Origin of the sequence: Acerihabitans sp. (genome assembly GCF_036398755.1) — a bacterium.
In the GTDB taxonomy this organism is placed as follows: domain Bacteria; phylum Pseudomonadota; class Gammaproteobacteria; order Enterobacterales; family Enterobacteriaceae; genus Acerihabitans.
Genome location: NZ_DASWOM010000020.1, coordinates 106,201 through 117,744 on the forward strand (window position 1 = coordinate 106,201; position 11,544 = coordinate 117,744).

Annotated in this window: 11 protein-coding genes and 2 pseudogenes; 5 read left to right on the forward strand and 8 right to left on the reverse strand. The window is 43.4% G+C overall.

Annotated features, from left to right (window positions below):
* Nucleotides 1-64: 64 nt before the first annotated feature.
* The 4 genes and pseudogenes from VGC33_RS04445 to VGC33_RS04460 form a co-directional block, all read right to left on the reverse strand.
* Nucleotides 65-211 (reverse strand): hypothetical protein, encoded by a 147-nt coding sequence (locus VGC33_RS04445; RefSeq protein ID WP_331119467.1) that lies wholly within the window; start codon nt 209-211, stop codon nt 65-67.
* A 310-nt stretch (nt 212-521) separates the two neighbouring features.
* Nucleotides 522-665, reverse strand: a complete 144-nt coding sequence (locus VGC33_RS04450) for a hypothetical protein (RefSeq protein ID WP_331119469.1) — start codon at nt 663-665, stop codon at nt 522-524.
* 86 nt (nt 666-751) lie between these two features.
* Nucleotides 752-1,390 carry a nitroreductase family protein gene (locus tag VGC33_RS04455; protein WP_331119471.1) on the reverse strand — a complete coding sequence of 213 codons (639 nt, stop codon included), beginning with the start codon at nt 1,388-1,390 and terminating at the stop codon, nt 752-754.
* A 525-nt stretch (nt 1,391-1,915) separates the two neighbouring features.
* Nucleotides 1,916-2,035 (reverse strand): annotated as a pseudogene (locus tag VGC33_RS04460) (type II toxin-antitoxin system mRNA interferase toxin, RelE/StbE family); the annotation flags it as partial.
* Nucleotides 2,036-2,153: 118 nt separating this feature from the next.
* On the opposite strand from VGC33_RS04460, the gene VGC33_RS04465 reads away from it, so the two are divergent.
* Complete coding sequence (locus tag VGC33_RS04465) at nt 2,154-2,771, forward strand: LysE family translocator (protein WP_331119473.1); 618 nt, start codon at nt 2,154-2,156, stop codon at nt 2,769-2,771.
* Nucleotides 2,772-2,830: 59 nt separating this feature from the next.
* A pseudogene (locus VGC33_RS04470) lies at nt 2,831-3,022 on the forward strand (DNA methyltransferase); the annotation flags it as partial.
* A gap of 673 nt (nt 3,023-3,695) precedes the next feature.
* Here the strand turns inward: VGC33_RS04470 and VGC33_RS04475 are convergent.
* Entirely contained in the window at nt 3,696-5,087 is a 1,392-nt protein-coding gene (locus tag VGC33_RS04475; RefSeq protein ID WP_331119475.1) for a hypothetical protein, read from the reverse strand.
* 352 nt (nt 5,088-5,439) lie between these two features.
* Between VGC33_RS04475 and VGC33_RS04480 the strand changes: the two genes are divergently transcribed.
* The 3 genes from VGC33_RS04480 (at nt 5,440) to VGC33_RS04490 (ending at nt 8,511) form a co-directional block, all read left to right on the forward strand.
* Nucleotides 5,440-6,300 carry a hypothetical protein gene (locus VGC33_RS04480; RefSeq protein ID WP_331119478.1) on the forward strand — a complete coding sequence of 287 codons (861 nt, stop codon included), beginning with the start codon at nt 5,440-5,442 and terminating at the stop codon, nt 6,298-6,300.
* A 101-nt stretch (nt 6,301-6,401) separates the two neighbouring features.
* Nucleotides 6,402-7,004: a site-specific integrase gene (locus tag VGC33_RS04485; protein WP_331119480.1), complete on the forward strand. Its 603-nt coding sequence runs from the start codon at nt 6,402-6,404 to the stop codon at nt 7,002-7,004.
* Nucleotides 7,005-7,428: 424 nt separating this feature from the next.
* Nucleotides 7,429-8,511 (forward strand): mechanosensitive ion channel family protein, encoded by a 1,083-nt coding sequence (locus VGC33_RS04490; protein WP_331119482.1) that lies wholly within the window; start codon nt 7,429-7,431, stop codon nt 8,509-8,511.
* A 1,468-nt stretch (nt 8,512-9,979) separates the two neighbouring features.
* On the opposite strand, the gene VGC33_RS04495 is transcribed toward VGC33_RS04490, so the two are convergent.
* The 3 genes from VGC33_RS04495 to VGC33_RS04505 form a co-directional block, all read right to left on the reverse strand.
* The gene (locus tag VGC33_RS04495) at nt 9,980-10,459 is read right to left on the reverse strand and encodes a hypothetical protein (RefSeq protein ID WP_331119485.1); all 480 of its coding nucleotides are present in this window, start codon (nt 10,457-10,459) and stop codon (nt 9,980-9,982) included.
* A 273-nt stretch (nt 10,460-10,732) separates the two neighbouring features.
* Complete coding sequence (gene relB / locus VGC33_RS04500; RefSeq protein WP_331119487.1) at nt 10,733-11,041, reverse strand: type II toxin-antitoxin system RelB family anti-toxin; 309 nt, start codon at nt 11,039-11,041, stop codon at nt 10,733-10,735.
* A gap of 109 nt (nt 11,042-11,150) precedes the next feature.
* On the reverse strand, nt 11,151-11,315 hold the full coding sequence (locus tag VGC33_RS04505; protein WP_331119494.1) for a type II toxin-antitoxin system RelE/ParE family toxin: 165 nt from the start codon (nt 11,313-11,315) through the stop codon (nt 11,151-11,153).
* Between the last annotated feature and the right edge of the window lie 229 nt (nt 11,316-11,544).

The following is an 11,544-nucleotide window of genomic DNA, read 5'->3' on the forward strand; positions in this document are numbered from 1 at the left end:
CATGTTTATACTTTGACATGGTCTGCGTTTTAATGAAAAAATTTGTCTTACTTACCCGCTGCTATCATTCCGCGTTATTGACGTGATGATTAGAACTCTGGGTTACCGGATAGGTATTGGTATAGCTCTGGTAGTCGCCGCCGGCGGCCATGGATACGACAGGGGCCAGCATGGCGGAAATGAGTGCTAAGGCTGCTAAGGTCTTTTTCATGATTGATATCCCGTGTTGTGAATGTGAAAGCGGTTTGCTTTCGATGGGATAAATATAACGCTCATTAATAAAATAGGATATCGAATAGATTTGTTGAAGTTGTTCAAATTAATTGATGTTTGTGGCTGTAAAAAAGCTAAGCCAAGGAGATGCCACGCCGGCCGCAGCAACGCCATCGCGTGTTAGATGATGCCGGTGCTTTCGGCGAGCGGGGCGCGCCAAAACGAGGCGAGACTCCAGCACCCGAGCGGGAGGCTTCATTGTGACAACGGCGATAGACGGACATCAGCGTCAAACCCCCGGTAGAGGGTTATTCAAGTGAAGCGTCGACACGCGCGATCTTCCCATCGCTATTGACGGATATCTCCAGCAGGCCAATCTCGTGGCCAAAATCACCGCTGAAATCGACCCACGCCCGCGCACGTTTTTCGCCCGCGCTACAGAACGACAGCAAACTGGCCGCCTCACTGTCCAAGGCCGCGAGCGGGCAATAAAGGCAAAACCCGCTTCACTACTCCGTAGACGGGAAGGGTGCCAGGTTCACTTAATTTCAGTGACGAAGCTGTCGCGGCTGCGTCGGACTTTCTTCAAGTTCACCAGCCAATCACCTTCGGCCGCCCGATAACCAAGCGGCAGCATAACAACGCTACGCAGGTTCTTCGACTTCAAATCAAGGATTTCATCGACCGCCGCCGGGTCGAACCCTTCCATCGGCGTAGCGTCGATTTCTTCGAAAGCCGCGGCAATCAAGGCCGCGCCCAGGCCGATATAAGCCTGCCGCGCGGCCGCCTGATAGTTAGCCTCCGTTCCACGATCGGCAACGATGCCTAACAACAGTTGGCGATAATTTTCCCAACCCTCGTTTTTGAAACCCCGTACATCGTTGGTAAGGTCGAACATCATATTAACGCGATCATTTGTAATGTCGTCCCACGCGGCAAATATCAGCAGGTGCGAACAGTCGGTAATTTGCGCTTGATCCCAAGCCACGGTGCGGATCTTTGCGCGGATATCCGCATTGCTCACCACAAACAACTCAAACGGTTGGAGCCCGCTTGAGGTAGGCGCCAGCCGCACGGCTTCAACGATACGTTCTAGCTTTTCGGCCGGCACGGTTCTCGTCGCATCGAATTTCTTGGTTGCATAGCGCCATGCCAATCTTTCATTTAGGGTGGTCATTTCGTTTTCCTTGAAGTCTGAATTTGAACGCAGGGATCCTGCCCCTCCGGGGAGCAGCTTTGGCCTCGGCGATCTCCGGCTTAACGGAGTAAAGACTCGCCTGCTGAATATAGCCGCACTGTAGCACGGGAAAAATCGAGGCCAGTGCGGAAAAATGCTTCTACGTATGCAGAAATCAAGGAATTGCGGCGGCGTCACGTCGAGCCTATTCCAGGCTCGAGGTCGGGACACCGGGCGAATCGATGAGATCGTGGCATTACCGCTGTTTTGGCTGCCATTCGCTTAACGGCTTGCGTGTGGGGTTCTTATTTTCCATTCTCAATCCGGCTTTTATTGATGGGCATAAAAAAACCGGACAACACCGGCTTATCGGGCGGCGGGGATATGAATTTTTAACATAATTCATTGTTATATATTAAATTTCAATGCAAATTTTAGGTTGTACCCAAACGTATAACAGTGCGGAAAAGTGATGGGATGATGAGGGCAAATTTTGATTTGCTGTTCCCGCCGGCACTTGGACTGTTAACGCCGGGCTTGAGCTGCGTTAAACACTGCCGAGCGTTCACGCTTACCCACGGCCAGCACAATCACTTTTTGATCGATCGCCTGGTAAACCAACCGATACCCGGCAGGACCGAGCTTGTTTGATGAATTAATACAAAATTATCGAACTGCTGGCCTGCTCCCGGCATAATGGGAAGCCAATGACTTATTGGTGAGTTTAAACTTATTTAACGTCAGCGATTTATAAGGAAATCACATGATTGATACACATGCAGTTCTTACCGTACTGCTGATTTATCTCGCTGGCGTGGTGATACCCGGACCAAACTTTGTCGCCGTGGTGCATAAAGCAGTCGCTTCTACGCGCCCGGACGCCCTTGCGCTGGTTGCTGGCATTGTAGTGGTCAACCTATTCTGGGCAAGTTGCGCTATCGGCGGAATCGGTTTGCTATTCGCCGCATTCCCTTGGGTTGCGCTGGTTGTGAAAATATTAGGGGCAGGATATCTGCTGTGGTTTGGCTTACGCCTTATCCTCAATGCGGGAAGACAACCCGTTGCGAACGAAAATGCCGTAGTGTCAGGTAATTTCCGCCAATCCTTTATTCAGGGCGTGATTACTAATATCGGCAATCCGAAATCCATGGCTTTTTACGCCGCCATATTCTCTACTGCCGCTCCGGCGCAAGTCTCTGTGGGCACCTTTATTGCCATGCTCGGCGTTGTCGGCATCATTGCATCACTCTGGTACGGAGCGGTTGCCATCACACTGTCTCAACCTCGCATTTCTTCCGCCTATCAGCGGGCCAAAAAAGTCATTGATAGGCTTTGCGGCGGGTTGATCATGCTGTTAGGGATCAGGCAGATTATTAATTAATCAACCAAAGTTATCCCTGTAGCAGCTTAACCAGTAAAGAGCCGTTATAAAGGGCATCTTTAACCAGAGCCATTCAGGCCAGCAGCCGGCCCGGCGATGTGGCAGCGGATTTTTTTATGGGTTCCGGCGCCATGGTAAAAGCGGCGCAGGAGATCGAGCGCCGTTCTATCGGCGTGGAGTTGGAGGAAGAACGTTTCCTGCATACTGTAAAAGAGGTCGAGCAAATAGCCCCTACCGGGGCCACATTTTAAAGCGTTAGCTGTTCCGGTCGGCAGCCATACAGCGCAGCCAGCTTTCATCTTCTTGATATCAAGCTGAACGCTGGGGAACGATGACAAACTATTTACTTTTTCTACGATGGTTTTCCGGTACCTTGGACTGCCCCTGGGATCGTGGACATTCCAGGGGCTGAGTAATATGCATGGATTGCGGCATCATTACGCCCAGGCTCGGTATAAAACATTGACGGGATGGCCAGCTCCGGCGGCTGGTGGCAAGTCTAGCCACATGCTATCACCCTCGGAGCGTACCCAGGATGCGGTAGCTCGCCAGACTATCAGCCGGGAACTGGGACATGAGCGAACCCAGATCACGGCTGTATATCTCGGGCGGTAGGTGTTGCATGAAGATTTGACCCGAGGAAGGGGGCAACATCAATTGATTTCTGACTTGATACGAACCGCTTTAAAATCAACGTCATCACCAGCGGCCAATGGCTCGATGTCCAGCACCTATCCATGATGATTCGAGATGCTGTTAGTTCGGCATATTTCGCGGTAAGTTATAGGGTGTACTGCTTCGTACTTAATTTGGCACCCTTGCTAATCTGGGGCCGATCAGATCTGACCGTCAGCTTAGTGCCAGAAGCGGGCGTTGCATCTATAATTGTTAAGTAGTTATATATAGTTCCTTCATTGGTTAAAATTAAACACAAGTCCAACTATCCTTCCAAATTCCCGCAGATTTCAATGCCTCTACTTCTTTCTCTTTTTCCTCCTGTGTTAGTTTCGCCTCAAAATGCATAAGTATAAAATCCTGAGTTGTAAATGAAGAATCCAGCTGTTCTGATGCAATCCCAATCACTTCATCAACCCCTTTCATTCTCAATCTGCAAGCTCGACAAAAACCAACTAATGATGCTCTTCGTAACTCACGGTACTCATAATATTCTATCACGGAGTCAAATTTTAAAACTAGAAGAATATAAGCTCGATTGGGGCGATTGGGCATGATTATTGTTTTGACAATTCTATCATCTGTGGTTTCATTCCTTAGTATTAGGTTGTAATGAGTGGCAAGCACTTGCCTTGTGGCTCGGCCTTCATCTGCCATTGCCCTTAAAACTAATTCGTGGGCCTGAATATCATTAATAGATACGTCACTATTTTTTAAAACTTCAGCACTGTCGTGTTTTATATGTGAAGTCTGACTTTCTATTAAACGATCCCATTCATAACTAATTTCATTGAATTCTTTCCAGGAAGAGTATGCGCCGCTCTCATAAAAATTCCGCCAAGCACCTTCTTCAATACAGACCATCTTCTTGATGGAGGATACAGGAGGGAATAAAAAACCTTCATAGTTATCCAGTGGGTGCATAAGATAATGTGCAAGTAATTCTTCTTCACCGCATATTACGAAATCAACATCTTTTGTGCTCAAGTATTTTTCTTTTTTGGTCAGGTAATTAACAAAATCTGAAGCCGTATCTAATTCTTTAAGTAAAACATCGAGGGTTAGCTCATCTAATACATGAACAAACTTACTTTTTCCCAAAGGCCACCCTATCATGAATGGATATTCTTTGTGACCTTTTTCTTCAATTAGTGTATTGATAACTAAACTACTAGAACTTCCACCACCCCAATATTTCGCACAAGCTTCAGCAGAACCTCGCGTTACTGCGATTAAATGTATTTTTAAATTTTCTGATGAAGGTAACGGGATTGGAAATGGTGTTTTGCATTCTGAATCAATGAATATTCTATTTGGAAATCTTTTGATAAACGATGAGGCCCCTGACAGCTGCCTTACAGACTTATTAATTGCACTTCTATACCATCTGTACCATGCAGTTTCATAATTTTCAATTTTTGGATATTCACAGTGTTTATCAGAGAAGAGAAGGATATCGTTCCCAAAAACAACCATAAAATCGCATAGTTCACTTCCTTTATTTTCATCGGTATATGGATTCGAATAGCTCCAGAAATTAAGAAAGGCTTTCCTCGCTAATTTGGAAAGATAACGTTCAGATTCTGTGGCACCCATTTCAGTATCATTTTTATTCAATTCAATAGAGGGAGTATGATTCATAAGCACTATACCAATCAATTAGAATTAATGTTAGTAAGGCTAAATTGTATCATTAAGAAAAGACGTTGAATACATGTTAGCTAGAATTATTATGCCAAAATCTTGTGTATATGGAATACGTTGTCAATAATGTTGGTATAATAAATCATGTTCGTATTAAATAAGTCCACTCCCCGCTCACAGCGGACCTTCGGCTCAATTAGCTCGTCAGCTTCGTGTCAGTAGCGGACGTGCCTGAAAAAAGCTTACCAACTTGTAGTTGGTGAGATGCTTATGAATTGAAATTTGCCTCATCTAGATTTATGTTGATATGGTTAGCTATGAGCAATTTATAATAGAGAGAAAATTAAATATGAGTGAAGAATATTCGCTTAGTATAAAGCGCTTCAGGCAAGTAATGATTAAGGAATTGCCGAAAGTTCCTAATACTCCTATAGCAAGCAAAGAACTCGAAAAAATGCCGACTAGGTTAATTATCTCTAAATATATCACTTGGAAGATAAGAACTATTCCTGTAAAAAAAAGGACTATAGAAACCTACCCCATGGGTATGGATTTAAATGTTTTTATTAAAATGTACCCTGACATAAAAGTGTTTCTCAATAAAGTCATTAAGGGCGAAGATCTAAATCTATATTTATCTGAGCAAGTTAGAACTCATGGTGCCGTTTTACCAGGCGCTTCATTAAAAAGCAAAGGGAAAGATATAGATTCCCTAGTACTTAGGGAAGGATTATATCACTTTCACTTTGCTCCCAGAGATAACAAAAATCCCAAAGGGAGAAGCAACTTTCTTATATTCTCTGATGTATCAAAAGATACTTTCACTATAGTCGCCATCGCTCCTCACCGTGTTTTTGACAATAGCAACGAGGATGCGCATCGATTTTTTGAAATCCGTCGAAGGTATCTTGAAAGAGATATTCCGGCAGGTCAACCCTATATGCTCAATCCTGTAATGACTTCTGGTCATACATTAGAAATATTTGCCTACGCTATACATTGCGAGGACACAATTAATTCTCTAGATCCAAAATTAAATAGTGGCGATTTTATATCTCAACTATATGCAGATGGGAAGTTACAACTTCCATCTCTAGAGCAGCCCAAAAAAACGGAGCTCATATGGTTCTTTAACGATTTAAACCTTGGGATACTTGAGAAGAATAAAGGCCATTTTTTTGGGTTAAAATACTTTCGTGACAGATTGTGAAACCACATATAATTTATATCGAGTTCATCGTGCATGATGTCAGCACTTCGCTCTTGAGGGACAACCATACTCAAATCTCCCACATTGCATGAGATTTGAGTATGAACACATCACCGTGGAACAAAGACCGTATCATCGGCCAGAAAAGACCACTTCAGATATCTCATATCTGGGGGATTAGAATCAGGCTTGAACTGGAGGGTAGAACACGCGATCTGGCTCTGTTCAACATGGCTTTGGACAGCAAACTGCGTGGCTGTGATCTGGTTAAACTAAAAGTGTCAGATGTTTCATATGGTAATTCTGTTTCAAGCAGAGCGACGGTGTTGCAACAGAAGACCGGTAGCCCTGTACAGTTCGAGTTAACTAAGGGGACGAGAGAATCTGTCGCCGAGTTGATAAAACTTGGCAAGCTGCACAGTAAAGACTATTTGTTCCAATCCCGCGTCGGTTCTTGCCAACATATATCAACTCGGCAATACAACCGAATTTTTCATGGGTGGGTCGCAACGCTTGGTCTCGAAGATTCACTTTACAGCACACATTCCATGAGAAGAACAAAACCTTACCTGATATACAAGAAAACCAAGAATCTCCGGGTGATCCAACTTCTGTTGGGCCATAAGAAACTGGAAAGCACGGTTCGTTACCTAGGCATTGAAGTCGATGATGCGTTGGAGATCTCTGAGTCGATTGAAGTATGAGGTCGTCAGGGCTGCTACAGCAGCCCTGTGCCAGAAGCTGACCCTGGCGCTTTGGGTGACCAACGCGCAAAAGATCGTACTCAGGTGCGGCATGGATATCTGTAACCTGTGCTATTAGCATGAACACATCACTAGGGGCGGGTACAGGCAGATGACACTAGAGCGGTTTGAGCGCGGACATCCTGCTAGCGGATTGAGTAAATTAAACGTCATCATTAATTTCAGCGAGTTGCATTTATGCTACGCTTGTATTATCGGTTTCCTTTCGAGGTTTTTTTATGTTAAAAAAGTCAGTTAACTACATTTCTCATCAACTCATGTGCGTTCACCATTTACTCCGCAGATAACCGTTAAGACAACGGTTACTGAATTTTTATTACTGATCTGACAACCAGAGGTTGTTGACTTGATATAAGGGAAAAGAATGCTAATGATATTCGATGAGTTATCTGGTGCTCCAATTTGGGTGCCTGCGGTATTGCTCGTCATTCTCTCACTCGCACTGGGGTTCCTGGCCCGATTTATACTTCTCAGGTTCATCCGCTACTGGCAGAATCGTGACCGAAAGCTCTTCAAATCACTTGAAAAACATCTTCGTGGATCAATGTTTCTTTTCATTCCCTTACTGTTGATAAATGTAGGGGTTAATTATATTAACATTCAGCCAAACTCCCTTGATTTTATTACATCCACCCTTAATATCTTTATTATATTATCATTTTGCTCCATTTTAATTCGATTAGTTAATGTTGCGCAAGATATGCTTTTTATCCGCTATGACATTAATCTTTCGAATAATCTTCGTGCCCGTAAAATTCGCACTCAAATAATGTATGTAAAAAAAGTCGCTATTGTATTGCTCGTGTCATTCTGTCTTACTCTGATACTTCTCAGTTTTCCCGGTTTCCGAAAATTCGGCACGACAATCTTAGCCGGCGCGGGGGTTGCCGGAATAATCATTGGGTTTGCCCTTCAGAAGTCGCTTGTCAACCTGTTTGCCGGAATTCAGATAGCTTTTACGCAACCTATAAAAATTGATGATGCTGTAGTCGTCGAAAATGAATGGGGCTGGATAGAGGAGATAAATCTGACTTATGTCGTTGTGCGTATCTGGGACCTGCGCCGACTGGTCCTGCCCATCACATACTTTACAGAAAATCCTTTCCAGAACTGGACGCGTAATAACGCACAGATATTAGGCTCTGTTTTTCTTTACCTCGATTATTCCATGCCATTAGATCCTCTCCGTAAGCATTTTGAAAAAGTCCTCAGTGAAACAAAACTCTGGGATCAACAGACTCAGGTGCTCCAGGTAACCGAAACTACTGACAAAACCATGACCATCAGATTATTGATGACTGCACAGAATTCCCCCATCGCCTGGGATTTACGCTGCCATGTGCGGGAAAAAATGATTGAGTTTATTCAGCAAAATTATCCGCAGAGCCTTCCTCACTTGAGGGCTACACTGACCGATTCGGTGTTTGATCGTCCGAAAGGTCAGTAGTTAATCGTTTTCATTTTTTCTGTATACCGTGGAACGTACAGATACTTTAAGCGTGCTGCGTGAGCACCAGGACAACTGAGCTTCCGCTCCTCGCTCATAACTGACCATGGAACTTCCTGCGGGCGGTTTGGTGCCTAAAGCGGGCATTGTTAGCCTCACCGATGAACTAGCCAATAGGGTGCGGGTCAACCAATGGTCTGCTTTTCCTGTTAACTTAAGTTTTTAAAACTAACTCTAACGGTGTACAATTCAAACTCAGTCTAAGTAACTTATTTCGTGGCTGATAGTGAAACAAAATTAAATCTGGGAAAAATTTGAAAATGTTAAGGTAGTGAATATGATTTTAAATAAATTAATTGCAGGGAAATATAGTCTCCCTATGACATTTTGGGGATGGGGTTTTTGCTTGTGTTTATGTCTTTCAGCATTTAAATATTTGGCAATTCATACGTCATCTCTATACCTGATACCGCTTAGATTTTTATTGCAATCAGTTGTATTAGCAATGGTATTATCAGGAATTGTTTTTATAATTAAACGGAATAAAATACTTTTAGGTTTTATTTCGTTGCTTGTCGTCTTTTTATATCTATTGATTTCACTTTTCATGTTCTTGAAATCATTTCATTTGTTTTATATATAACCATGGGTTTTAATTATTTACCTGTTGTCGATTATGAATTTTACAACAAGCTATTGGGTTATTAAAATGATACGTAGACTCTTGCTAATTTTATCTATTTTGTCTATTTGTAACTACACTTATTCATTTTATACTGTAATGTTAGACTTGCCATTCCTATACAAATTCCAAAATGTATTCACAATACTAATGTGTTTAATTTTTACATTTTTGTTATTCGCATCGAAAAATAAAGAAATCTTAGCTTTACTAAGTTGTTATTATTCATCCATGAAAATAAAAAATATAGCCATGGGATATAGTTATTCATTATTATTCTGTTTTATATTTATATCTTATACTCATTATTATATATCAGGAATTTTATTTAAGTTGGCGGTTGATATCTTATCGAAGGTCACTTCACTTAATATTTACTTAGCGGTTGATAGTACTACATACATCTTTTTTTTCACTAACTGTCTATTTTTTACTTTATACTCGATCCCAATAATATATGTTTCTTTTAAATTAAAGTTGGGTGTAGACACTATTGCTAATTTCAGAAGGAAGTAATGTATGCCACATTGGGGTTAAAGGGAGTGCACGTGAATCCATTCAATGGTCGGCATTTTCAGGGAGAGGCCATCATATGGGCTGTCCGTTGATAATGTAAATATGAATCGCCACGGCTTATTAAAATATTTTCTGACCGTTGTTGCTCAGGCGCTACGTCCGTTAATCGCTCATAGGTGCCCTTAGGCGTTTGTATGCAGGGAATGGGTTAAATACCCGGCACGTAACTGTGTCGAGTATTTGCGCCCCAAAATGAAGGTTTAGCTATGTTCAAGGCTGGCTGTCCGTCAGCATGACGGAATAGTGAATACCCTGCGGCAGATTGATTGAGACCGGCTTATTGAGTGTCAGTGGGATTGTCTGTGGTGCAACTAGTATTGTCCTGATACTGTCTCCCTCCAGGCGGGCATTCACGTATCGCTCGTGATCGTAGTAATTTATCTCACCACTGATCTCGGCCGTTCTGTTTCCTTTGCCTGGAGACAAATCGATATACATCGTCGTTGCGGCAAATTTTCTGTCCAGCTCAGAGCTGAATGCTTTCCCAGGCAACGGACGTAGTGCGTACAGTATCAAATGACGGGTATTTTCTTTTTTCAGAAGGCTGTCTGAGGTTACGGTTACTGTGGTTGGCCCTGAAACTGGCGACTGCATTTCCGTTCTTAGGTACTGCGTTCTGTTTTCTGAGGGCCTAGAACCGCATCCCATCAGCGCCAGACATAAAACAGCGATTCCTGTCATTCTGTTCAATTCAAATTTCCTTTTTTCATTACCAATAAATGATGGTCTCTCTATCAGTATCGGCATGGTTCAGAAATAGTTGATGCTGTTATAAGGGCATAAAAGGCGACAAATATCCCTCTATGTAGACTCATGAGGTAAAGGGCGTGAATCGCCACTGCTTTGGTAGTCATCCTTCTAGTTGGCTACTCTGCCTCTTGGCCATTGATGACTACAGGTAACTTCCACTTCTCCGCTCTTAACCGACAGTCAGATTGAGCAATGGCTCATCCATATGATTAATTATACAAAACGGATTTGCAGTTTTTTCCCTACCGCAGCGGCATATTTTTTCAGCGTGTTATAAGACGGTCCATGTGTACCGGAGGCTAAACCGCTTTCCAACCGGGTAATCGCCGTTGCTTTGGTTCCCATTCGCTCAGCGACTTGCGCTTGGGTGAGGCCGGCTTTTTTGCGTGCGGCCAACAGCTCATCAAGCAGGGCGAATTCCCCGTCCAGCTTTTCGTCTTCAGCCTTGAATTCCGGATGCTCCAACCAATCAGAGACCATTTCGGCATGGGTTTTGGTTGGCGGCATGCGTTTAGCGTTCATTTTTTACACCTCTCAATCTGGCTTCAGCGATGCTGAGTCCTTTGCGCGGCGTTTTTTAGGTTTTCTTGATATAGCTATGCAGCATCACGATTCACTTTCCCACTACCGCTCAAAAGAACACACGTCCAATTCCTTCGTTACCTTTTACTCGAAATTCGAAAGATCCATTTCCGAAGGCGCTGGTGTGTGGCTCACCGAGGTTACCGCCGTACAATGTCATACGTTCGGTAAGCTTGGTATACCTGGCTCGCAAAGACAACGGCCAATGATCGATATCGTATCGAAGGTCTTCACTTTAGTAATCAATAGTGTATTCCATAGCTCAAAACATAACAAAAACGTTATGTTTATACAAGCCGCACCGACTGTAGCCCAGAGGGTATAACACAGCGGAAATCCTTATCTTACTCCCGATTAAACGCATAATAATGAGCAACAGAAAATTGAATGGAAGTGATCAACGTTAGACCGATCGGTTATAAAACTCTTAACCCGTTTATTCC

Bases quoted from the DNA above. Each gene is read 5' to 3' on its own strand.
- VGC33_RS04480 (WP_331119478.1), top strand. From the start codon at position 5,440: ATGAGTGAAGAATATTCGCTTAGTATAAAGCGCTTCAGGCAAGTAATG.
- VGC33_RS04445 (WP_331119467.1), bottom strand. From the start codon at position 211: ATGAAAAAGACCTTAGCAGCCTTAGCACTCATTTCCGCCATGCTGGCC.
- VGC33_RS04490 (WP_331119482.1), top strand. From the start codon at position 7,429: ATGCTAATGATATTCGATGAGTTATCTGGTGCTCCAATTTGGGTGCCT.
- VGC33_RS04465 (WP_331119473.1), top strand. From the start codon at position 2,154: ATGATTGATACACATGCAGTTCTTACCGTACTGCTGATTTATCTCGCT.
- VGC33_RS04485 (WP_331119480.1), top strand. From the start codon at position 6,402: ATGAACACATCACCGTGGAACAAAGACCGTATCATCGGCCAGAAAAGA.
- relB (WP_331119487.1), bottom strand. From the start codon at position 11,041: ATGAACGCTAAACGCATGCCGCCAACCAAAACCCATGCCGAAATGGTC.
- VGC33_RS04475 (WP_331119475.1), bottom strand. From the start codon at position 5,087: ATGAATCATACTCCCTCTATTGAATTGAATAAAAATGATACTGAAATG.
- VGC33_RS04455 (WP_331119471.1), bottom strand. From the start codon at position 1,390: ATGACCACCCTAAATGAAAGATTGGCATGGCGCTATGCAACCAAGAAA.